The sequence below is a fragment of the Streptomyces sp. NPDC028419 genome (assembly GCF_055565515.1).
In genome coordinates this window covers 96,794-118,458 of the sequence record NZ_JBVHUE010000019.1, presented here as the reverse complement: position 1 = coordinate 118,458, position 21,665 = coordinate 96,794, and the positions used below count along the sequence as shown (strand labels likewise).

General features: G+C 73.4%; 17 protein-coding genes. 3 read left to right on the top strand and 14 right to left on the bottom strand.

The window, feature by feature from the left end; translation table 11 throughout:
• Nucleotides 1-92: 92 nt before the first annotated feature.
• The 6 genes from ACZ4UB_RS22640 to ACZ4UB_RS22615 form a co-directional block, all read right to left on the bottom strand.
• Complete coding sequence (locus tag ACZ4UB_RS22640) at nt 93-1,697, bottom strand: RNA polymerase sigma factor (protein ID WP_468072583.1); 1,605 nt, start codon at nt 1,695-1,697, stop codon at nt 93-95.
• A 391-nt stretch (nt 1,698-2,088) separates the two neighbouring features.
• Nucleotides 2,089-3,030, bottom strand: coding sequence for a FadR/GntR family transcriptional regulator (locus ACZ4UB_RS22635; RefSeq protein WP_354381405.1), 942 nt, complete (start codon nt 3,028-3,030; stop codon nt 2,089-2,091).
• A 137-nt stretch (nt 3,031-3,167) separates the two neighbouring features.
• Nucleotides 3,168-4,958, bottom strand: a complete 1,791-nt coding sequence (locus ACZ4UB_RS22630; protein ID WP_468072581.1) for an ATP-binding cassette domain-containing protein — start codon at nt 4,956-4,958, stop codon at nt 3,168-3,170.
• A 107-nt stretch (nt 4,959-5,065) separates the two neighbouring features.
• Nucleotides 5,066-5,815, bottom strand: a complete 750-nt coding sequence (locus tag ACZ4UB_RS22625) for an NUDIX hydrolase (RefSeq protein WP_354381403.1) — start codon at nt 5,813-5,815, stop codon at nt 5,066-5,068.
• Between the two features lie 92 nt (nt 5,816-5,907).
• Nucleotides 5,908-7,875 (bottom strand): amylo-alpha-1,6-glucosidase, encoded by a 1,968-nt coding sequence (locus tag ACZ4UB_RS22620; protein ID WP_468072579.1) that lies wholly within the window; start codon nt 7,873-7,875, stop codon nt 5,908-5,910.
• A gap of 263 nt (nt 7,876-8,138) precedes the next feature.
• On the bottom strand, nt 8,139-9,449 hold the full coding sequence (locus ACZ4UB_RS22615; RefSeq protein ID WP_468072577.1) for a DUF4192 domain-containing protein: 1,311 nt from the start codon (nt 9,447-9,449) through the stop codon (nt 8,139-8,141).
• 111 nt (nt 9,450-9,560) lie between these two features.
• Here ACZ4UB_RS22615 and ACZ4UB_RS22610 point away from each other — a divergent pair, with 111 nt between their 5' ends.
• Nucleotides 9,561-11,720, top strand: coding sequence for a RecQ family ATP-dependent DNA helicase (locus ACZ4UB_RS22610; protein WP_468072575.1), 2,160 nt, complete (start codon nt 9,561-9,563; stop codon nt 11,718-11,720).
• 213 nt (nt 11,721-11,933) lie between these two features.
• On the top strand, nt 11,934-12,563 hold the full coding sequence (locus ACZ4UB_RS22605) for a hypothetical protein (RefSeq protein WP_354381399.1): 630 nt from the start codon (nt 11,934-11,936) through the stop codon (nt 12,561-12,563).
• Between the two features lie 153 nt (nt 12,564-12,716).
• On the opposite strand, the gene ACZ4UB_RS22600 is transcribed toward ACZ4UB_RS22605, so the two are convergent.
• Genes ACZ4UB_RS22600 through ACZ4UB_RS22590 form a run of 3 tightly spaced genes read right to left on the bottom strand, consistent with a single transcriptional unit; the run spans nt 12,717 to nt 14,827 of the window.
• Nucleotides 12,717-13,397, bottom strand: a complete 681-nt coding sequence (locus ACZ4UB_RS22600) for a hypothetical protein (protein ID WP_354381398.1) — start codon at nt 13,395-13,397, stop codon at nt 12,717-12,719.
• 59 nt (nt 13,398-13,456) lie between these two features.
• Complete coding sequence (locus ACZ4UB_RS22595) at nt 13,457-14,167, bottom strand: ribonuclease HII (RefSeq protein ID WP_354381397.1); 711 nt, start codon at nt 14,165-14,167, stop codon at nt 13,457-13,459.
• A gap of 57 nt (nt 14,168-14,224) precedes the next feature.
• The gene (locus ACZ4UB_RS22590; protein WP_468072662.1) at nt 14,225-14,827 is read right to left on the bottom strand and encodes a TetR/AcrR family transcriptional regulator; all 603 of its coding nucleotides are present in this window, start codon (nt 14,825-14,827) and stop codon (nt 14,225-14,227) included.
• A gap of 141 nt (nt 14,828-14,968) precedes the next feature.
• On the opposite strand from ACZ4UB_RS22590, the gene ACZ4UB_RS22585 reads away from it, so the two are divergent.
• Nucleotides 14,969-16,522: an MFS transporter gene (locus tag ACZ4UB_RS22585; RefSeq protein WP_468072572.1), complete on the top strand. Its 1,554-nt coding sequence runs from the start codon at nt 14,969-14,971 to the stop codon at nt 16,520-16,522.
• Between the two features lie 85 nt (nt 16,523-16,607).
• Here ACZ4UB_RS22585 and ACZ4UB_RS22580 read toward each other — a convergent pair whose 3' ends face one another.
• The 5 genes from ACZ4UB_RS22580 to ACZ4UB_RS22560 all read right to left on the bottom strand — a co-directional run bounded on the left by ACZ4UB_RS22580 (nt 16,608) and on the right by ACZ4UB_RS22560 (nt 21,620).
• On the bottom strand, nt 16,608-18,257 hold the full coding sequence (locus tag ACZ4UB_RS22580) for a DUF4153 domain-containing protein (protein WP_468072570.1): 1,650 nt from the start codon (nt 18,255-18,257) through the stop codon (nt 16,608-16,610).
• 204 nt (nt 18,258-18,461) lie between these two features.
• On the bottom strand, nt 18,462-19,373 hold the full coding sequence (locus tag ACZ4UB_RS22575) for an ADP-ribosylglycohydrolase family protein (RefSeq protein ID WP_468072568.1): 912 nt from the start codon (nt 19,371-19,373) through the stop codon (nt 18,462-18,464).
• Between the two features lie 11 nt (nt 19,374-19,384).
• Complete coding sequence (locus ACZ4UB_RS22570) at nt 19,385-20,044, bottom strand: histidine phosphatase family protein (RefSeq protein ID WP_354381393.1); 660 nt, start codon at nt 20,042-20,044, stop codon at nt 19,385-19,387.
• Between the two features lie 106 nt (nt 20,045-20,150).
• Complete coding sequence (locus ACZ4UB_RS22565) at nt 20,151-20,756, bottom strand: YdbC family protein (protein WP_354381392.1); 606 nt, start codon at nt 20,754-20,756, stop codon at nt 20,151-20,153.
• A gap of 33 nt (nt 20,757-20,789) precedes the next feature.
• Nucleotides 20,790-21,620, bottom strand: coding sequence for an arylamine N-acetyltransferase family protein (locus ACZ4UB_RS22560; protein ID WP_468072565.1), 831 nt, complete (start codon nt 21,618-21,620; stop codon nt 20,790-20,792).
• Nucleotides 21,621-21,665: the final 45 nt, after the last annotated feature.

The following is a 21,665-nucleotide window of genomic DNA, read 5'->3' as shown; positions in this document are numbered from 1 at the left end:
TGTGTGGACATGACTGCACCCAGAGTGGAATGACCGGTGGCCGCGCGCACCCGCGCGCGGCCACCGGTACGACCCCGTACCCGCTGGTAGGACTAGTCCAGGTAGTCGCGCAGCACCTGCGAGCGCGACGGGTGGCGGAGCTTCGACATCGTCTTGGACTCGATCTGACGGATCCGCTCGCGCGTGACGCCGTACACCTTGCCGATCTCGTCGAGGGTCTTCGGCTGACCGTCGGTGAGGCCGAAGCGCATCGACACCACGCCCGCCTCGCGCTCGCTCAGTGTGTCGAGCACCGAGTGCAGCTGTTCCTGCAGGAGCGTGAAGGAGACCGCGTCGGCCGGGACGACCGCCTCGGAGTCCTCGATGAGGTCACCGAACTCGCTGTCGCCGTCCTCGCCGAGCGGGGTGTGCAGGGAGATCGGCTCGCGGCCGTACTTCTGGACCTCGATGACCTTCTCGGGGGTCATGTCGAGTTCCTTGGCCAGCTCCTCCGGGGTGGGCTCGCGGCCCAGGTCCTGGAGCATCTGGCGCTGCACGCGGGCGAGCTTGTTGATCACTTCGACCATGTGCACCGGGATGCGGATGGTGCGGGCCTGGTCGGCCATGGCGCGGGTGATCGCCTGGCGGATCCACCACGTGGCGTAGGTGGAGAACTTGTAGCCCTTGGTGTAGTCGAACTTCTCCACCGCGCGGATCAGACCCAGGTTGCCCTCCTGGATCAGGTCCAGGAAGAGCATGCCGCGGCCGGTGTAGCGCTTGGCCAGCGAGACCACGAGGCGGAGGTTGGCCTCCAGCAGGTGGTTCTTGGCCCGACGCCCGTCCTCGGCGATGATCTCCAGCTCGCGCTTGAGCTTGGGGGCGAGCTTGTCCGAGTTCGCCAGCTTGTCCTCGCCGAAGAGGCCCGCCTCGATCCGCTTGGCCAGCTCCACCTCCTGCTCGGCGTTGAGGAGGGGGACCTTGCCGATCTGCTTGAGGTAGTCCTTGACCGGGTCGGCGGTGGCTCCCGCGACCGCGACCTGCTGGGCGGGGGCGTCGTCCTCGTCGTCGGAGAGCACGAAACCCTTGTTCTCGCCGCCCTCCTCCTCTTCGCCTTCCTCGCCCTTGGCCGCGCCGGGAGCGCCCTCGGCGGCCTCGTCCTCGCCCGCGTCGTCGCCGTCCTTCTTGGCCGCCGTCTTCTTGGCCGCGGTCTTCTTCGCGGTGGTCTTCTTGGCCGCGGTCTTCTTGGCGGCGGTCTTCTTCGCCGCGGCCTTCTTGACGGGGGCGGGGGGCTCGACCCCGGCCTCGGCCTCGGACCCGGTCTCGGGCCCGGTTCCCTCCGCGAGCGCCTGCGGCTCCTCCAGGTCGCCCGCCCCGGCCGCGGGGGCCGTGCCGGCGACGGGGGCGACCGCCGCCTGCGCCGCCGTGACCGTCTTCGTGGCCGTCCGCTTGGCGGGGCTCTTCGCCGGAACGCTCTTCCGAGGGCGCTTGGGCGACTCCGCGGCACTGACCATCAGCGTCACACCCTCTTCCTCGAGAATCTGGTTGAGGCTGCGCAGAACATTCTTCCACTGGGTTGGCGGAATCTGGTCAGCCTCGAAGGCCCGACGCACGTCATCGCCGGCGATCTGCCCCTCGGCCTTGCCCCGCTCGATGAGCGCCATCACGGAATCCGACTCGGCGATCTCCGGCGGGAGCGTACGGGATGTGCTGGCCGACACGAACAACCTCTCGGAACGGTGGGAACGGCTTCCGACCCCGGCCTGGTCCTGAACCGGAGCCGACGACCACCGACGGGGGACCGGCCGGCGGCGCAAGGAACAGCCTGGGGAGCTGCACAGCACCGGGAACGGCTGCTGTGTTCCTTCCGTCGGCCATCACCTCTTAGGTCATCGCGTGACCTCGCAGAGCGTTACGCCCAATCTTCGTGGCCCGAGTCACATCCCGCGTGTTCCCATGCCGGTCGTTCGGTCACGGGTAACCGGTTCCGCCGGTCATCCGGTCGCGGACGACCGAGTTCGCGGCCGTCCCGGACACCGGTGTCGCCGGACCCGACCGGGCCCGGCGACCTGCGTCCACCCCGCGCTCGCCGCTGTCCGCCCGACCGGCGCCTCAGTGCTCGCGCGGCGCGGGGACCACCCGCTCGACTTCCGGATGGACCGTCAGGAGCTGGCGCATGGCCGCCTCCGCGCCCGTGGCGTCACCCGCAGCGAGCGCCTCCACCATCCGCGCGTGGTGCGCGACGCCGGTCTCGCTCGGCCGGTCGCAGGCGGTGATCGGATTGCCGGACACCTGGAGGGCGGAGGAGACGATGCCCGAGAGGTGTTCCAGCATCCGGTTCCCCGCGACCTGGATGAGCAGCGCGTGGAATTCGTTGTCGGCGCGGGCGAAGGTGATCCCGTCACCCTGACCGAGGGCGTGGCCCATGATCTCGACCATGTCCGCGAGCCGCTGCTGGACGTCCGGGCGGCCGTGTCCGGCCGCGAGACGGGCGGCGAGGGGCTCGATGGTCCAGCGCATCTCGTTCAGCTCGCGGCGCTGGTCGTCGCGCTGCGGACCGTAGGCACGCCACTCGATGATGTCGGGGTCGAGCAGGTTCCAGTCGGCGACGGGGCGGACCCGGGTGCCGACGTTGGGGCGGGCGCTGACGAGGCCCTTGGCCTCCAGGACCCGCAGCGATTCGCGAACGACCGTGCGGGAGACCTCGAAACGCTGGCCGATCTCCTCGGGTACCAGCGGGCGGTCCGCTCCGAGGTCACCGGAGACGATCATCTGGCCGAGCTGTTGGACGAGTTGGCCATGCAGCCCGCGGCCGCGGCTGCCCGCCGTACGACGGCCCGCCCGGCTCAACTCGACGTCGGCTCCGTCCCAATGGGGTACGCCCACGCGGTCGGTGCCGGAGGCCTCGGCAAAGGGGTAACGGTCGAGTTCGCCCGGGCCGGCGAGGCCGGTGTCGGCGTGGCGGGCGGCGGTCATCATGGTGTGCGCAAGGGTACTCACGAATCCTTTGTCGGCCGTGTCCCGGCGACCCTTGAGGTCTTTGGTGAAAAGCACACGAAAGGGTGATCGGTGCCACCTACGCAATTGACGACTTATCGTAAAGAACCGGGCCTTTTACGGGGAGTTGCGATCCGGTTCGAGTGAAGCGGACTCAGGCGGTCTCCCGACGTCGCCACCTCGCCCCACACCGGTCACCAACGGACCCTGCCGCGCAGTCCGGTGAACCCATAGGCGCACAACAGGACCACCAGCGACAACACCAAGGCGGTGCCCACGGGTTGGGCCATGATCCGCAGCGCGCCGAGCACGAGCCGGTCGGCCTCCGGGGGCCACTGCGCCCAGGACAGACCGCGCAGCCGACCCGCGAGGCCGGACGCCGGGTAGGCGGACGGCCCGTCGAGCGCCTTGCGCACCAGCGGTACGACGAGCACCGGTACGGAGACCACCGCGCCCAGGCCCGCCAGCGCGGAGCGGAACACGGCGGAGGCGAGCACGCCGGCCCAGGCGCAGCCGACGAGCAGCCCGGCCCACGCCGCCGCCGGGGCGACCCACTGCGCGGGGGGCCGCAGCGGACCCCGGTCGAAGACCAGAGCGAGGGCGGCCCCGTCGACGATGACCGCGAGGGCGCCCAGGAGCAGGGCGAGCACCCCGCAGACACCGAGCTTGGCGACGAGCAGGCCCAGCCTGCGGGGCACGGTGCCGCGGTCGGCGGCGAGCGCGGGGTAGCGGTACTCCTCACCGAAGGCCAGGGCGCCGAGCAGTCCGGCGCCGAGGGCGGCCGGGGGCAGCGGCAGCAGCGCGGGCCAGGCGGCGAGCAGCCGGTTCTGCGGAGTTCCGCCGATCCGGGCGAGCAGCAGGGCGGTGACCACGGAGGTGACCGCCACGAGGGCCGCCGTCAGGAGCGGGGTGGCGGTGCCGAAGACCCGGCGCAGCTCGTAGCGCAGCGGCCGCAGGGGCCCGCCCACGCGCCGAACGGGTGAGGGGGGCCGGGTGGCGCCGGAGCGGCGCCGCTGGGCGGCGGGGGCACCCGCCGGTCCGTCCGTCGACCCCGCGCGGGCGTCCGGGCCGGCGTCCGGGGAGGCGGCGGTGCGCGCGCGGGGTACCGGGGATCCGCTGTCGCCGGTCTCGTCGGCCAGCTGGTGGACGAGCACGCCGTGCCGGAAGGCGGCCTCGCCGACCTCGGCGCAGTTGCTCCCGTAGACCGAGAGGCGGCTGCCGCTCTCCTCGACGATCTCCACCGTCCGCCGGGCCGCCCGGGCCTCCCGGCCCAACACGTCGGCCAGGCGGGCCGCGTGCGGGGTCCGGACGGCCACCCTGGGGCGCAGCCGGGTCCGGGCGAAGTCGGCGGCCTCCTGGTCGGCCACCAGGCGGCCCGCTTCGATGCTGACCACCCGGTCGGCGCTGCGCGCGGCTTCCTTGGCGTCGTCCGTGGTGAACAGCACGGCCCCGCCGAGGGCGGCGTGCCCGCGCAGCAGCCCGTGCAGCCAGTTCCGCTCGCGCGGCGAGAGTCCCGCGGCGGGCCGGTCGAGGAGCAGGGTGCACGGATCGGCCAGCAGGGCGGCGGCGAGTCCGACCCGGCGGTCCATCCCGAGCGAGAGCGAGCCGAGTCGCTGGTCGCGCAGACCCGAGATGCCCACGACGTCCAGCATGATGTCCGCCCGGGAGGGCGAGACCCCGGCGGCGGCGCAGAGCATCCGCAGCTGTCCGCGGACCGTGCGCGCGGGGTGTCCGGGCACGTCGCCGAGCAGGACGCCGACCTCGCGCCCCGGATGTGCGATCCGGTGCAGGGGGCGGCCGCGGAAGTAGGTGACGCCGCGGCCGGGTTCGAGTTCGAGCATGAGTCGTAGCGCAGTGGTCTTGCCGGAACCGGTCGCGCCCAGCAGGGCGGTCACCTGCCCGGGGCGGGCCTCGAAGGTGAGGTCGTCGACCAGGGGCGGGAGGTCTCGACGGGGTGCACTGGTGAGTCCGATGGCCTGGAGCATCGCTTCCCTCGCAGGGTGAGACCACTGTGGGGCAGTGTGAATACCACAAGCAAGATAACGCGATATGTCCGATTTGCCGCGAAGCCGGGCCGGCTACTGCCGGGCCGTCAGACTTCCGGGCGCAGCATCGGCGGGTTGAGCAGGGTGGCCCCGCCCGCCCTGAACAACTGCGCGGGGCGGCCGCCCTGACGGGTCGTCGTCCCTCCGGCGGGGACCAGGAACCCGGGGGTGCCGGTGACCTTGCGGTGGAAGTTTCGCGGGTCCAGGGCCACGCCCCAGACCGCCTCGTACACCCGGCGCAGCTCGCCGACGGTGAACTCGGGCGGGCAGAACGCCGTGGCCAGCGAGGAGTACTCGATCTTCGACCGGGCCCGCTCCACGCCGTCGGCCAGGATCCGCGTGTGGTCGAAGGCGAGCCCCGCGGGCACCTCCTCGGCGGCGGCGAGCAGCTCGTCCACGGGCGCCCAGCGCGCGCTGTTGGCATCGCCTCCGGCCCGGGGCGCGGGCAAGTCGGGTGCCAGCACCAGATGCGCCACGCTGACCACCCGCATGCGCGGGTCCCGCCGGGGGTCGCCGTAGGTGGCGAGCTGTTCCAGATGCGCGCCGTGGACCCCGTCGCCGTTCGCGGCCGACTCCTGGGCGCAGAGTCCGGTCTCCTCGGAGAGTTCCCTGGCCGCCGCGGTCGCCAGGTCCTCGTCCCCGCGGACGAATCCGCCGGGCAACGCCCATCGGCCCTGGAACGGCTGCTCACCCCGTCGTACGACCAGCGCGCAGAGCGCGTGGCGGCGCACGGTGAGCACGACCAGGTCGACGGTGACGGCAAAGGGCGGGAAGGCCGACGGGTCGTAGGGCGACATGCCGCGATCATAGTCGTCTGCCTGACGATAAACACCGCTTTGGTGATCCCGGACCCCACTTCTCCGTGACGGGCCGGCGCGAAGGAGGCGGCTCAGACGCCGAGCTGGAGCGCATCGGAGGCCTCCTCCACCATTCCCAGGCCCAACCGACTGACCCGGACCGCGAACGGTTCCCCCGCGACCCGGAGCCCGGAGAGCCGCAGCTCCCCCAGCGGAGCGCCCGGCAGCGGCGCCAGCGCCACGGTGCCCGCCGGGGCGTCGGGGCGGATGCCGGCCAGGGCGGTCAGTACATGGATCGCGGCGGCCGCCGCCACCGCGGCCGGGCGGCAGGCGGCCGGGTGCGGCAGCGGGGCGCTGCCCGCCGTGCGCTGCTCGGCCGCGTACATCTCGGGCAGCCGGTACCCGAAGCACTCGGCCGCGTCGAGCAGGCCCCGCAGCAGCCCTGCCGCCTCCTTCTCGAAGCCGGCGCCCGCCAGACCAGCCACCGCGACGGCGCTCTCGTACGCCCGCACGGCGCCCGAGTGGTGACCGAACGGGTTGTGCCCCGGCTCCCGCACCGCCATGCTGCGCAGCCCCCAACCGGAGTCCATGGGGGGCGCCCCCAGCAGCCGGGCCACCTGCTCGCTCCGGATCCGGTCCAGCAAGCCGGGGGCCAGCCGGCCCCCACCGAGGAGACCGGTGTCCAGCAGGTGCGCCGCGGCTCCGGTCAGCCGGGGCAGGGGGCGCCCGTCGGGATGCAGGGCGGCCGCGGGCCGCCCGCCGTCCGGACCGTCGAGCCAGAAGGCGTCCGCGAACCGGATCCGCAGGGCGGCGGCCCACTCGCGCCACTCCTCGGCGCCGGGCCGACCGCACCCCTCCAGCAGGTCCGCGCCGAGCAGGGCGGCCCGATGGGCATGGGCCTGCGTCTCGCAGCGGCGCGGACCCGGGTCGGGGTCCGCGAGGAACCCGTCCTCGGACAACGCCCCGCGCAGCCAGCCCAGACACCGCTCCGCGGTCGGCAGCAGCCGCTCCACCTCGGGCTCCGGCAGCCCCCATCGCCGCGCCTCGGCCAGCACGACGGGGAAGGCCAAGGTGGCCTCCGTACCGGTGCAGCCGGGCGGCAGCTGCGGGCCCGCGCCCCGCAGCGGTCCGGGGATCTTCCCGGCTCCGGGTCCCTTCCCGCTCTCCTGCGTCCGGGCCAGGACGCGCAGGGTCGAGGCGGCGAGCCCCGTGCCGAGCGGCAGCGCCATCCGGGCCGCCCAGAGCGACTCGGCCGGCGCGAGCCCGCACCGCCAGGGAACACCGGCCGCCGCGTAGGCGTCCGAGGGGTCCTCGGAATCCCTGAGCAGCAGGGCGCCCAGGTCGTCGAGACCGGTGCGCAACCAGAGGTCGACGCGGGGGTCGTCGCACTCGGCGCGGGCCGGGGCGAGGGGGTTGGCGACCTGTCCGGCCGGAGCTCTCCCGCCGCGGTCCTGGGACGTGCGCAGTTCGATGGTGCGCGACTCTCCGGGGGCCAGTTCCAGCTGCCAGCGCAGCATGCCGGTCGCGGCGAGCGCGTCGTCGGGGGCGGGCTCCGCCGTGGTCACCGCCTGGGCCGGGCCGGCACTCCAGCGCAGGCCCCCGGCGTGCACCGCGGCGGGCAGCTCGGGCCCGCCCCGCCCGGCGGCGATCGCGGCCAGCTCCGCCAGATCCGTGGCGAGCGAGATCTCCACGGGCAACCGCACTCGGCGCGCGGTGTAGCTGCGCAGGGTGATCCGCTCCGTGCCGTCGGCGTGGCGGATCCGCTCCACCCCGATGTCCGGGTCCGGTCCGGGCTCGGCCCCGATGCGGACGGTCGCGGTGAAGGAGGCCCGGTCCGCCCCGAGGCTGCGGCCCTGCACGGCGACCGGGTCACGGCCGCCGATGCGCAGCACGCAGCGGGACAGCAGCCGGCGGCCCGAACGGTAGATCCCGTCGATCCCGTGGCCGGTCAACTGTCCGTGCTCGGGCGAGATGACGAGACAGGGCGCGGCGACGCAGATGAGGGCGCCGTGCACGGGCGGCAACTCGGGCCGTCGGGCGGGGGGAACGGGGTGGGACATGCGTCGCCTTGTCTGCGCTCCGGTCGTTTTCGCAGGGCGGCGGCGCGACCAGGGCCCCGCCACCCCACAGCTGAACGCCCTCACCCCCGCCCGGGACACGGGCCACGGGGGCGGCTGCGCCCGTGTGACGCCTCTTCGGGGGCGCAGCGCGGCGCTCACCGCACCGATCCAGCGGTGCGCCGCGCGCCGCGCCGCCACCGCGTAGGGCGCTGCGCGGGCCGCCCCGTGCAGGGCTCCGCGCCGCCGCGGGGCACGGTGGCGGTTCACTGCTCGCTCCCCGCCCTGCTGCGCGGGGCCCGGCGGCCGGCCCGGGGCCGGCCGGGCGGCCGCGTGACGGCGGCGGCCCGCTTGCGGCGGGGCTCTCGCCGTCCCCGTTCGGCGCGCAGGCACTCCCGCAGCCCTTCCGGGTCGATGCCTTCGTTGCAGGCGTGGTGGAGCAGTTGGGCGAAGCGGTAGTCGGCATCGGCGCGCAGCGCCAACCCGAGTGCGATGCGGGCGGTCGGCTCGTCCCCGGTGGACCACGAGACCCAGCCGGCCAGCGTCAGCGGGGCGGCCGCGTGCTCGCGGTAGGCGCCGACGCAGCGGCGGGCGAGGGCGCGCCACAGACGCAGCGCGGGGGCCGCCTCCTCGTCCTCCATCCACTCCGCGGCGATGTCCCTGATCTCACGGTCCTGGAGGCCGAGGATGAGGGAGGCCGCCTCGCCGTGCCCGAGGAGCGCGTCGTCCCAGTCCTCGGCGCAGGGGCCGCCGTCGGCGGGCGGGGCGAGGGCGAGCCGCCGCATCAGCGTCCGCGCCAGCTCCAGGGTGTCCGCCCCCACCTCCTCCCGGGTGGCTCCGTCCAGGATCTTCGGCACGAGGGCGGTGGCGGCCAGGTCCAGGGCCTTCTCCTGCTCGTCGGCGAAGGACCCGCGCAGCGGTGCCAGGCGGCCCTCGATCTCCTGGAGCGAACCCCGTACCCGGAGTCCGGCATAGGTCGCGGCCGCCGCCATGACGGAGGTGCCCGGCGCGGTCAGGGAGGTGCCCTCGCCCGGGCAGCACCGCGCGTCGGGGCAGCAGTAGGACCAGTACCGGCCGGCGGAGACGCACAGGGCCTCCAGCACGGGCACGTCCAGTGCCCCGCAGGCGATGCGGATGCGCTGGGCGAGCGGGCGCAGCCGGGTCATGACGCGCTGCCCGCTCTCCTCGCCCCGCGGGTCCTGGCACAGGAAGAGCACGATGCTGTCGGGCTTCGCTCCGCGCCGCTCGCTGCCGTGCACCAGGCAGTCGGCGACCTGACGGGCGGTGTCCTCCCACTCCCCCGGGTCGGCGGGGATGCCCACCCTCAATCGGCCTCCGAAGCGGCCGCCCTCGCCGTGCAGGGCGACCATGACGAGGGAGTCGGTCGGGTGGAAGCCGAGCAGGTAGGGCAGCGCGTCCGCCAGCTCGGCGGGACTGCGCAGGGTGATCTGTGGTTCGGTGGCCGCCAGGCCGGCCGGCCCGGCGGGGAGCACCGCGTGGTTGATGGAAGGCTTGCGGGCCGCCGCCTTGCGGGGCTCGCTACCGGACGGGTCGCGTGGTTTCTGGTTCTTCGTCATGGCTCGACGGTCCCGTGCACGGCCGGATCGGGAAACCCCTGTGGATAACTTTATCCACAGGCCCAGGAGCGGCATTGGCGCGATGTCACAGGCATCGGGTTGCATGGGGGCATGAACCCTGACCTGAGGTCTTCCGCCGATTCCGTACTCGCCCGTCTCGTCGGCGATCCGACGGGCACCGCTCGGCTGCGCGAGGACCAGTGGCGGGCCATCGAGGCCCTGGTCGCGCACAAGCGCCGGGCCCTGGTGGTCCAGCGCACGGGCTGGGGCAAGTCCGCCGTGTACTTCGTCGCGACCTCGCTGCTGCGGGCGAGCGGAGCCGGACCCACCGTGATCGTCTCGCCGCTGCTGGCGCTGATGCGCAACCAGGTCGAGGCCGCCGCCCGTGCCGGGATCCGCGCCCGCACCATCAATTCCGCCAACCCCGAGGAGTGGGAGGGGATCCAGGCCGAGGTCGCCGCGGGCGAGGTGGACGTCCTGTTGGTGAGTCCGGAGCGGCTCAACAACCCCGACTTCCGCGACCAGGTCCTCCCCAAGCTGTCCGCCGCCACCGGGCTCCTGGTGGTGGACGAGGCGCACTGCATCTCGGACTGGGGACACGACTTCCGGCCCGACTACCGGCGCCTGCGCACGATGCTCGCGGACCTGCCGCCCGGCGTCCCGGTGCTCGCGACGACGGCCACGGCCAACGCCCGGGTGACCGCCGACGTCGCCGAGCAACTGGGCACGGGGGCGGGCACGGACGCGCTGGTGCTGCGCGGCCCGCTGGACCGGGAGAGCCTGAGCCTGGCCGTTCTGGCGCTGCCCGACGCCGCGCACCGGCTGGCCTGGCTCGCGGACCACCTGGGCGAGCTGCCGGGTTCCGGGATCATCTACACGCTGACCGTGGCCGCCGCCGAGGAGGTGACGGCGTACCTCCGGCACCGGGGGCACACCGTCTCCTCCTACACGGGCAAGACGGAGAACGCCGACCGCGAGCAGGCCGAGAACGACCTCCAGGCCAACCGGGTCAAGGCGCTGGTGGCGACCTCGGCCCTGGGCATGGGCTTCGACAAGCCCGACCTCGGCTTCGTGGTGCACCTGGGATCGCCCTCGTCGCCGATCGCCTACTACCAGCAGGTCGGTCGCGCCGGCCGCGGGGTGGAGCACGCCGAGGTGCTGCTGCTCCCGGGCCGCGAGGACGAGGCGATCTGGCAGTACTTCGCGTCGGTGGCCTTCCCGCCGGAGGAGCAGGTCCGCCGCACCTTGGACGTGCTGGCCCAGGCGGGGCGGCCGCTGTCGCTGCCCGCCCTGGAACCCCTGGTCGACCTGCGCCGGACCCGGCTGGAGACCATGCTCAAGGTCCTCGACGTGGACGGCGCGGTGCACCGCGTGAAGGGCGGCTGGACCTCGACGGGCGAGCCCTGGACCTACGACGCGGAGCGGTACGCGTGGGTGGCCCGCCAGCGCTCCGCCGAGCAGCAGGCGATGCGCGACTACGCGGCGTCCACCGGCTGCCGGATGGAGTTCCTGCGGCGCCAGCTGGACGACGAGGAGGCCGCCCCCTGCGGCCGCTGCGACAACTGCGCGGGCGCCCGCTTCACCGTGGAGGTGTCCTCGAAGGCGCTGGACACCGCGCGGGGCGAGCTGGGCCGCCCGGGCGTGGAGTTGGACCCGCGCAAGATGTGGCCGACCGGTCTGGCGGCCGTCGGGGTGGACCTCAAGGGGCGCATCCCCGCGGGCGAGCAGGCCTCGACGGGCCGGGCCCTCGGCCGGCTCTCCGACATCGGGTGGGGCAACCGGCTGCGCCCGATGCTGGCGCCGCAGACGCCCGACCAACCGATTCCGGACGATGTCGCCCAGGCCGTGGTGGCCGTGCTCGCCGACTGGGCACGGGGACCCGGCGGCTGGGCTTCCGGGGCGCCGGGCGCGCCCGCGCGCCCCGTGGGCGTGGTCTCGCTTCCCTCGCGGAGCAAGCCCCTGCTGATCGGTTCGCTGGCCGCGCGGATCGCCGAGGTCGGGCGGATGCCCCTGCTGGGAGCGCTCGAGTACACCGACCAGGTACCGGAGTTCGGGCTGCCCTCCTCCAACAGCGCCCAGCGCGTGCGCGGACTCCACCAGGCCTTGACCGTCCCCCCGGCGCTCGCTGCGAGGCTCGAGGAGGCCCCCGGCCCGGTGCTCCTCGTGGACGACCGCGCGGAGAGCGGGTGGACCCTCGCCGTCGCGGCCCGACTGCTCCGGCGGGCCGGTGCGAAGGAGGTGTTTCCGCTGGTACTGGCCGTCCAGCCGTGACCGGATGCGTCATCGCCGGCGTGGCGGGGCAAGGATATGGACGGCATACCAGCCAATTACGGTCCGCGGCGGCAATTGCTCGTTGCCGCATGCTCGCGGGCCGCGCGAGAATTGTGTTCCCGCTCGGCTCGTCGGCGCTCTCGAGGGCCGCCCTGTGGCGCGCCCGCACTCCGGCCGTGCCCATCACCAGCGCGCGTACCCGAAGGGAGGACCGTGACCTTCGGATTCGCCCCGCCCACGACCACCTCGTCGACCCTCGCGATCGGCGGCGCCAGCCGGCACGGCAGACTGTTGGAAGCCGATGAGTGGACCGCCGCCGGGATCCCCCTGCTGCGCAATCCGCGCGAGATCGTCAGCGGACTGCACGCCCGGCACAGCCCGGTGCCCTCGACCGCGGTGATCGCCGTACTCGGGCCCGAGGAACGGTTGGTGGCCAGCGCCTCGTTCGTCCAGCGCGCCGGCTCGGCGGACGGCTGGGAATACCGCAACGCGCTGTTGGCGCGACTGCGCCGGGTGCTCCCGCACGACCTGCGCAGACGGACTCCGGTGCGCACGGCGGTGCTGCTCTACTGCCGCGACGGCGACGAACGGTGGACCGAGGAGGACGGGGCCTGGATGTGGGGGTTGCGGGACGCCTGCACCCTGCACGGGCTGCGCTGCGGCGCGTACATCACGCTCACGCAGGGCGGCTGGCAGGTCCTCGGTGAAGGTCGCGGCGGACGCCGGCCCAGTGCGGACTCCCGGCCGCTGCGCATCGGCGAGATCGTCCCGGATCCGACGCCGCTGACCCTGCGCAGCGGCGGGGGCGCGGCCGAGGTCCTGCGCCGGACCGCGGCCCGCTGAGACCCCGAGGCGCGACACGGCCCGGCACGGCGCGAACCGGATCGCAACGGCCGTGGGCCCCGCGGCGCGAGGGCCCGTGGGCCCTTCGCCGCGGGGTTCAGCGGGGCCGGCCGACGGCCCGCCCCGCTGCTCGCCCACGGTGGGTGCGGGACGTCAGACGCCCGCGCCCAGAACCGAGTTGATCAGCTCCGGGTCGCCGCAGACGACCAGCAGCGCACCGGCACGCGCGAGCGCGGCCGGCAGGGCCGCCACGATCGCGTCGGCCGGTCCGCCGTTGACGGCGAAGACCACGACGGGGCGGGCGTCGGCGCGCTGCACCTGCGCCACGTCCGCGTAGAAGACGTCGTCCCGGTGGCCCTGCTGGGCCCAGTACGCGCTCTCACCGAAGGACAGCTCGTGCGCTGCCCACGGGTGCGGGTCGCCGCTGGTGAGCACCAGGATGTCGCCCGGCGCACGGCCGGTGTCGAGCAGCAGGTCCACGGCCTCTTCGGCCGCGTCCAGCGCGCCCTCGGCCGAGGCCGGGATCAGCTGGATCTGCGGCACCGCGGCGGAGACCGACGGTGCGGTGGGGGCCGCGGGCGCGGCCGGGGTGACGGACGGGGTTCCGGGGGTGGCCTGCTGCGGCACGCGCGGGGCGGGCGGAGCGGGCCTGGGGGTACCGCCCGCGCGGCTCGCCGCTGCGGGTGAGGGACCGGGACGCCCGGGCCGAGGTACGGCGACGGGACGCGGACCAGGTACGGGGCGGGGGGTCTGCGCGGTGCGGCTCGCGGCCGGCGTGACGCGGGGACCCTGGGCACTCTCGTGAATCTGAGGCTCCTCGTGGGTGAGAGGCATGAGTTGACATCTATCAAACACCGGTGCGAAAGGTACCGGTGGGCTGCACATGAGTGCGATCAGAATTCGAAGCCGAGCTGGCCTCCGTTTTCCAGTTCTAGCGATTCCTCGCTGCGTCGCACCTTCTTGAGGTGACGCCACTGCGGCAGCGCGTCGAGGTAGGACCACGAGAGCCGGTGGTACGCGGTCGGCCCCCGCTCCTCCAGCGCCGCCCGGTGCACGGGCGAGGGGTATCCGGCGTTGGAGCCGAAGGCGAAGTCCTCGATGCCGTCACCCGGTTCACCGAGTTCGGCCATCATCCGGTCGCGCCACACCTTGGCGATGACCGAGGCCGCGGCGACGGCGACGCAGGACTGGTCGCCCTTGATCACCGTACGGACCCGCCAGGGCGGGCCGAGGTAGTCGTGCTTGCCGTCGAGGATCACCGCGTCGGGCCGCACCGGCAGGGCCTCCAGGGCGCGCACCGCCGCGAGCCGCAGCGCGGCGGTCATCCCGAGCTCGTCGATCTCCTCCGGGGAGGCGTGCCCGAGGGCGTGCGCCGTCACCCAGTCCTCCAGAGCGACGGCGAGCTGGTCGCGGCGCTTGGGGGTGATCAGCTTGGAGTCGGTGAGACCTTCGGGCGGGCGACGCAGACCGGTGACGGCCGCGCACACGGTGACGGGCCCGGCCCAGGCGCCTCGTCCGACTTCGTCGACCCCGGCTACGACCTTGGCGCCGGTGGTTGCGCGGAGGGAGCGTTCGACGGTGTGTGTGGGTGCTTCGTACGGCATGGCGCCAGCAAGGTTACGCCGCCCGGCGCCGCCTGCACACCCCGGGCCGGCCCTGGCTCACGTGGTGAGCAGCGGTACCAGCACCTGGTCGATCATTTCCCGGATGTCTTGGTCCCCCCATTCGCTCCCGCACACCTTCGATCGGTACATCATGACAGCCGGAATGACATCGGCGACGAACTCTCCGGTGGCGTCCGACCGGACGTCACCCCTTGCGATTCCGCGCTGCACAAGGTCCTCGAAGCGTCGACGGGAGGGCTCGGTGAATCCGGTCCTGATCAGCTCATGGAAGCGATCGGCGCTCGCGGTGTCGCATTCGTGAAGAACGGAGCGAAGAGCGGTTCCGGCGCGGGAAGTCATCGCGTCCCGCATCCCCCGACACAGCACGACGAGCTCCTCGCGGACGGACCCGTGGTCCGGGATCTCGCCGAGCGGCGGAAGCCCGGCCCGCAGCACGTCCGCGACCAGGTCCGCCTTCGAGGGCCAGCGCCGATAGACGGCGGCCTTGCCCGTACGGGCCCGCGCGGCGACCCCTTCCATCGTGAGCCCGTTCCAGCCGACGGTGCTCAACTGCTCCAGGGCCGCGTCGAGGATCGCCGAATCCAGCTCCGGCCCCCGCCTACGACCCTGCGGCTCCACCGACCAGCGCGAACCCACCACCGTCGCCACCTCCACCCGGCCCACGCACCGGTCGCACACGTTTTCAGCCTTAGTGAACGCTTGCGTTCACTAGATCGCAGCTCCTACCGTGGACCCGCAGTGAACGAATGCGTTCACTATTTCACTTTGGGGGGATCCTCAGTGACAAGTCCGCAACTCGCCAAGCCTCGGATACCGGGCGCCGCCCACCGCGAGGGGCGGCCCGGAGTGGCACTGGCCGTCATCGCGGCGTGCCAGCTCATGGTGGTCCTCGACGCCACCATCGTGAACATCGCCCTCCCGCACATCCAGGAAGCCCTGTCCTTCTCCACCACCGACCTCTCGTGGGTGCTGAGCTCCTACACCCTGACCTTCGGCGGCCTGTTGCTGCTCGGTGGACGGGCCGGCGACATCCTGGGCCGGCGCCGCGTGTTCATGGCCGGAATCCTGCTCTTCACCCTGGCCTCCCTGCTCGGCGGCTTCGCCCAGGAACCCTGGCAGCTCCTGGCCGCCCGCGCCCTCCAGGGCGTCGGCGGAGCCATCGCCTCCCCCACCGCGCTGGCCCTGATCACCACGACCTTCGCCGAAGGACCCGAGCGCAACCGGGCCTTCGGAGTGTTCGCCGCCGTTTCCGCGGGCGGCGGCGCCATCGGCCTGCTCACCGGCGGCATGCTCACCGAGTGGCTCGACTGGCGCTGGGTGCTCTTCGTCAACGTCCCCATCGGCGCGCTGATCGCGGTCCTCGCCCCGCTGTACATCACCGAATCCGAACGCCACCCCGGCCGCTTCGACCTCGCGGGTGCGCTCACCTCCACCGGCGGCATGGCCTCGCTCGTCTACGGCTTCATCCGGGCCTCCGAGAACGGCTGGCGCGACGCCCTGACCCTCGGCTCCTTCGCCACCGCCGTCGTCCTGCTCGCGCTCTTCGCCCTCGTCGAGTCCCGGGCGCGCGAACCGATCACCCCGCTGCGGATGTTCGCCGACCGCAACCGCGCCGGCACTTACTTGATCATGCTCAGCCTGGCCGCGGCGATGTTCGGGATGTTCTTCTTCATCGTGCAGTTCGTGCAGAACGTCCTGGACTTCAGCCCGATCAGGTCCGGCTTCGCCTTCCTCCCGGTGACCGTCGCGATCGTCACCGCGGCCGGTCTCTCCCAGCGCCTCCTGCCGCGCTTCGGGCCCAAGCCCTTCATGGTCCTCGGCTCCACGCTGGTCGGCTGCGGTCTGGCCTGGCTGACCTTCATCCGGACGGATTCCTCGTACGTGTCCGGCGTGCTCGGCCCGATGCTCCTCTTCGGCTTCGGCATGGGCCTCAACTTCGTCACCCTCACCCTGACCGCCGTCTCCGGAGTGGCCCCCAAGGAGGCGGGCGCGGCGTCCGGCCTGCTCAACGCCAGCCAGCAGGTGGGCGGCTCGCTCGGCCTCTCCATCCTGGTCACCGTCTTCGGCACCGCGAGCCGCACCGAGGCCGAGAAGCAGGTCCCGGACTTCCTGGCCCACGCCGACCCCGATCAGCTGGCGGCGTTCAAGGAGACCGGCCGCCTCCCCGGAGCCTGGGGGCACGAGGTGCTGGCCCAGGGCATCTCGACGGCGTTCATCGCCGCCGTGGCCATGGCCGCCCTGGCCCTGCTCTCGGCGACGCTGGTGATCCGGGTGCGCAAGAGCGACCTGGAAGCCCTGAGCGGCGCGGCCGCGGAGGCCGGCCCGGCGGCCTGAACCCGCCCCCGGGGGGGGACCGTACGCACCGATCGCGCGTACGGTCCCCCGCCGGTCGGCCACCGGCTGTCGATCGGCCGGCGGATCAGCCGGCGGACCGGGACGCGAACGTCCGCAGCGCCGCGCACGTCTCGTACGAGGCCTTCACCGGACGCTCCCGCAGGATCTCCCGGGCCCTGCGGTCACCCAGGCTCATCGCGTACCAGGGGACCTCGCCCGCATCGGCCAGGTCGTCGTTGATCCCGCGGAGCGCGCAGGACCGCTGGGGCTCGGGCAGCCGGTCCAGTGCCGGGACGGCGTCCGCGGAGAGGGACTGGAAGTAGGCGAGGTCGATCTTGTGCTGCTTCTCGAATCGGCTCACGTTGCTCTCCGCGATCATCCCGTCCGGCGACAGCAGGCCGAAGGCCAGTACGGTCGCCCCCGCGCTCGCCATCACGGCCCGGGGCAGCCACCGCGCACCGAAGACGCCGGCCGCGACGATCAGTGCGATCACCACCCCGAGCCACAACTCCATCGTGACGACCGAGACCCGCAGCCTGGTCAGCCCGAAGGCGTCCACGTAGAAGTCCATGCGGCGCACCGCGGAAGCGACCACCACCAGGGTGAGCAGGCACAGCACCCCCAGCACCCCGCGCACGAGCCGCCGGTCCCCGGGGCCCGACCGCGGAGCCCAACGCAGCGCGAGGGCGATCACGATCAGGGTGAGCACGGTGGCCCACAGCAGCTGCCAGAAGCCCTGTCGGGCGTACTCGGCGGGGAGCAGGCCCGTGCGCTCCTTCACCTTGTCGTAGCCGCCGAGGAGGACGGCGAGCTGGACGCCGATGAAGCCCGCGAAGAGCAGATTGAGCAGCACCAGCGGAAGGGCCCACTCCACCCGGGACCGGGGCTTTCCCGGGGCGAGCGTGACCCGGTCCCAGCGCAGCGGCGCCCCGGCCGCGCGGGCGGCCGCGAGCGCCACGACCGCACCCAGCGCGAAGAGCAGCACCCGCACCGGACCGTCCCCGGCGGACACTTCGGGGACCAGCCCGCCGAGGACGTCGGCGAAAGCCGCGTCGGCGGACGCGAACAGTGCGCCGAAGACCACCAGCAGGGCGAGCCCCACGCCCGCTGCCTTGACAACGGGCCACCAGTTCCGGCGGTTCCCGCTGCGGCGCGCCAGCAGCCCCCGCCACGCCCAGCCGACCCCCGTCGGCGCCGCTTCGAGGAAGCCGAGCGGGCTGAGCAGCACCCCGAGCCAGGTCCGGCTGCCGAAGAGGGCGAGGGCGCCGAGCCCGATCGCGGCCAGGATCGCCAGGGTGGACGGCCAGGCCGATTCCCGCAGCGCCGGTACGACGAGCAGCGCGAGGCTGCCGACCGCCCACACCAGGGTCCAGGGGCGCGGCCGACGCCCCGCGGCGCGCGCGGCGACGCCGGCCGCGGCCACGGCGGGTACGGCGGCGATCAGCAGCCCGGGACCGACCCCGTCACCGAGCAGCAGGGCCGCGGCGACACCGCTCACCAGGGCGGCGATCAGGGTGCCGGTGCGGATCGGCGCCAGTTCGGCGGGCCGCAGCGCCCTGGCCCAACCATCGTTCCTGGCCTGCTTCCTGGCCAGACGCTCCGCTTGGCGGGCGGCCTGCTGGGCCTCCCAGTACCGCTGCCGTTCCCAGTGCTGCGCCGCCCTGGCCTGCTGCACGGTCGGCGGCGCTGCTGCTCCCTCGGCCCCTTCGGCCCTGGCGGCGTCGTTCTCTGTCATTGGATCCCCTCCCGACAACCGCCCGCCGCGCACGCGGCGCGGGGACGGCGAAGCGGTCAGAGTAGGGGCCTGACGTGCACTTTCAGTCGATCGGGGAGGCTCCTGTGGCAGGACCGTGACAATCCTCAACGGCCCCGCACGGAAGCGGATTTACCGGCTCCGCGCCGGCTCCGCGCCGGTTTCGCACCCCTACCCGCGTCGCGCTCAGCGCGCCGCGGCTTCCGGGAGCCACGCGGGCAGGGGCTCCGTCCGCGCCAGCCAGTCCGCGGGCAGCGCCTCGTCGCCGCGCGCGCCCAGCACCCCTCCGACGATGGCGCAGGTCGTGTCCACGTCGCCGCCGACCTGCGCGGTCGTCCAGAAGGCGTGCTCGTAGTCCTGCAACGAGCGGGCGGCCGACCACAGGGCGAAGGGCACGGTGTCGTGGGCACTGGTGCGGCGCCCGCAGCCCAGCACCGCCGCGACGGTGGTGGCGTCGGCGTAGTCCAGCATGCCGCGCGCGCGGCGCAGACCGGCGCCGACCGCGCTGCGCGGCACCAGCGCGATCACCCCGTCCAACAGCTCTCCGGGCGTCGGCGGTCCGGCCGGCGCCGCCGCCAGCGCCGCCGCCGCGGCGACCGCCATCGCCCCGCACACGGCCTCGCGGTGCTGGTGGGTGGTGTAGGCGGAGATCTCCGCCTGGTGGGTGGCCTGCTCCGGGTCGTCTGCGTACCAGGCGCCGAGCGGGGCGATGCGCATCGCGGCGCCGTTGCCCCACGAGCCCTGCCCGTTGAAGAGGGCCGAGGACAGCTCGCGCCAGTCCTGGCCCTCGCGCACGAGCCGCAGCATGCGGTTGACCGCGGGCCCGTAGCCGCGGTCGAAGTCGTGGTGTTCGGCGAAGGAGGTGGCCAGCGCGTCCTGGTCGATCCGCCCGTGCACGGCGAGGACGGCGGCGACCGAGCAGGCCATCTCGGTGTCATCGGTCCACTGCCAGGGCCCGGACGGCAGCTCGCGCCTCTTGAGCAGCGGGTAGTTGACGGGGACGAAGAACTGGGAGCCCAGCGCGTCACCCAGTGCCAGCCCGCGGAGGCTGGCCAAGGCGCGTGCGTAGCGCCGGTCGGAAGCGGGTTCAGGGGTCATCGCGGGTCACTCTAGCCGTCCAGGTCGTAGGGCTCGGGTGTGGTCCACCGTTCAAATGGGCGGTCCATCCGGTAGCGGCCGTCGTCCCCCAGCCGCAGGACCCGGAAGTCGCCGTTCGGGGGGTTGGACAGGCACTCGAACTCGGCCACCGACCAGTGGAACCAGCGCATGCAGAACAGCCGCATGGTCAGCCCGTGGGTCACCAGCAGCACGTTCGGCGGATGGTCCGGGGCCTCGAAGCTGCGGTAGAGGCTCTCCAAGAAGGATCCGACCCGGTCGTAGACGTCGGCCCCCGACTCGCCCTGCGCAAAGCGGTAGAAGAAGTGCCCGTAGGCGTCCCGATAGGCCTTCTGGAGCCGGACGTCGTCACGGTCCTGCCAGTTGCCCCAGTCCTGCTCGCGCAGCCTCGGTTCTTCCCGCACCCGTACCCGGCCCGGGTCGAGCCTCAGGTCGCGGAAGGTCTGCAGGGTGCGCCGGTAGGGCGAGAGGTACGCGCTGATCGGCTCGTCGCCGAAGAGGGCCCGCAGCCGCTCGCCCGTGGCGGCGGCCTGCTCGTGCCCGGTGCGGGTCATCCGCAGGGCGTGGTCGGGCTCCCGTTCGTACACCGAGTCGTCGGCATTGCCCTCCGATTCCCCGTGCCGGACGAGGACGATGCGCCGCGGTCGTGCCATTCCACGACCCTAATCCGGCCATCGCCGTCGGACGAGCGGAGCGCGCCGATCACGCATGTGGTCATGGCGACATTCCTAAGGTCACACCGTCATACGGGCGCCGGGCTCAGACGGTCCACGACGGTTCCAGGTCCACGACGTCGCCGGTCAGCGCCTCGACGTCGGCCTCGGTCTGCGCCCGCAGGGAGAGCCGCTCGACCCGCTCCTGGCGGTACTTGCCGTGCTCGGCCGCCGCGTGCCACATGGACAGCACCAGGAATTCCCGCCCGGGCGCCTCTCCGAAGAGCCCGCGCAGCATCCCGGGCGAGCCCGCCATGGCCGGATTCCACACCTTCTCCTGCATGAGCGCGAAGTGCTCGGTCCGCCCCTCCCGCACCCGGCAGTGCGCCACGCGTACCACGTCGGCGTCGGTGAAGCGCGGTTCGAAGCCGGTCTTCACGTCGAAGCGGTGGTCGAAGAGGGTGACCCGGGGGTTGGTGTAGGTGCCGTGCTGGGCCGCGGCCAGCCGGTCGTACGAGCGCGCCATGAAGGAGTCGTAGAAGGAACGGCTCTCCCAGAACGCGAAGACGTGCGCGACGCCTTGCCGGCCCCGGCTCCAGCCGCCGCCCTGCCCCCGGAATCCGGGTTCACCCGGCAGCCCCGCCCATTTGCGCTGCCCCCGTTCGAACCCGCGTCGGTCCGTCACCGTGCAGCGAATCCACTTGACCAGCACCGCGCCATCGTACGGTGCCCGGCGCGGCCCGGGTCAGTACTCGGCCCGGTAGATCCGTACCAGTTCGCCCGCGTCCCGATCGGACAGCCGGATCCCGAACTCCTGGTCGAGGAGCGCGGTCAGCTCGTCGGGCGCGACCGGGTGGCGCTCCGTCCGCCCGTCGGGGTGGAGCGTCGTGAACTCGCCCCGGACCAGGGAGAGCCGGTGGACGGCTCCCGGCACCCCGGGCCGGTGGACGACGAGCTGCCCGATGAAGGCGGACCGGGGGTGGGAGGAGCTGTAGTGGTTCATCAGGACGTAGTCGACCGGGTGGGTCGGCTGCGGGCCGAAGGCGTACAGGTCCCGCCAGGCACCCTCGCGCAGGAAGGTCAGGACGAGCACGCCGTCGGCCTCCTCGCGCACGGCGTACGACCACTCCCCCTGGGACACCACGGCGCCCGGCCGGCCCAGCGGGACGGGCTCGCGCGGCCCCTGGAGGCCGAACCCCGCGTCGCACAGCCAGGGTTCACCGTCCACGGTGACGACGAGGACGGCATGGGTGACGGGCAGGAGCGCGTCACCGCGGGTCCTGTTGCGCGCGCCGCGCCCGGCGACGGTGAAACCGATCCGCTCCAGGGCGGCGGCGAGCAGCGTGTTCTGCTCGTAGCAGTACCCGCCGCGGCGGCTGCGCACGAGCTTGTCCTCGATGCTCTTGACGTCGAGCGCGATGGGGTGGCCGAGCAGGACGTCCAGGCTCTCGAAGGGGATGGCGGCGGTGTGGGCCCGGTGCACCCCGAACAACGTGTCGAGGTCCGGCCGGAGTTCCCCCACGTACCCGATCCGCGCCAGATAGGCGTCCAGATCCAGTTCGTCACCGCTCCACATGTCTCCCCCGTCCCTCGGTCCGAAGGCGCCCGTCCGGTACGCCCC

Excerpts from the sequence above, each read along its gene's own strand:
- ACZ4UB_RS22580 (WP_468072570.1), bottom strand. The coding sequence starts at position 18,257 with ATGACAGAGAACGACGCCGCCAGGGCCGAAGGGGCCGAGGGAGCAGCA.
- ACZ4UB_RS22595 (WP_354381397.1), bottom strand. The coding sequence starts at position 14,167 with ATGCCGTACGAAGCACCCACACACACCGTCGAACGCTCCCTCCGCGCA.
- ACZ4UB_RS22630 (WP_468072581.1), bottom strand. The coding sequence starts at position 4,958 with ATGCTCCAGGCCATCGGACTCACCAGTGCACCCCGTCGAGACCTCCCG.
- ACZ4UB_RS22620 (WP_468072579.1), bottom strand. The coding sequence starts at position 7,875 with ATGTCCCACCCCGTTCCCCCCGCCCGACGGCCCGAGTTGCCGCCCGTG.
- ACZ4UB_RS22615 (WP_468072577.1), bottom strand. The coding sequence starts at position 9,449 with ATGACGAAGAACCAGAAACCACGCGACCCGTCCGGTAGCGAGCCCCGC.
- ACZ4UB_RS22575 (WP_468072568.1), bottom strand. The coding sequence starts at position 19,373 with ATGACCCCTGAACCCGCTTCCGACCGGCGCTACGCACGCGCCTTGGCC.
- ACZ4UB_RS22610 (WP_468072575.1), top strand. The coding sequence starts at position 9,561 with ATGAACCCTGACCTGAGGTCTTCCGCCGATTCCGTACTCGCCCGTCTC.
- ACZ4UB_RS22625 (WP_354381403.1), bottom strand. The coding sequence starts at position 5,815 with ATGTCGCCCTACGACCCGTCGGCCTTCCCGCCCTTTGCCGTCACCGTC.
- ACZ4UB_RS22560 (WP_468072565.1), bottom strand. The coding sequence starts at position 21,620 with ATGTGGAGCGGTGACGAACTGGATCTGGACGCCTATCTGGCGCGGATC.
- ACZ4UB_RS22570 (WP_354381393.1), bottom strand. The coding sequence starts at position 20,044 with ATGGCACGACCGCGGCGCATCGTCCTCGTCCGGCACGGGGAATCGGAG.
- ACZ4UB_RS22600 (WP_354381398.1), bottom strand. The coding sequence starts at position 13,397 with ATGCCTCTCACCCACGAGGAGCCTCAGATTCACGAGAGTGCCCAGGGT.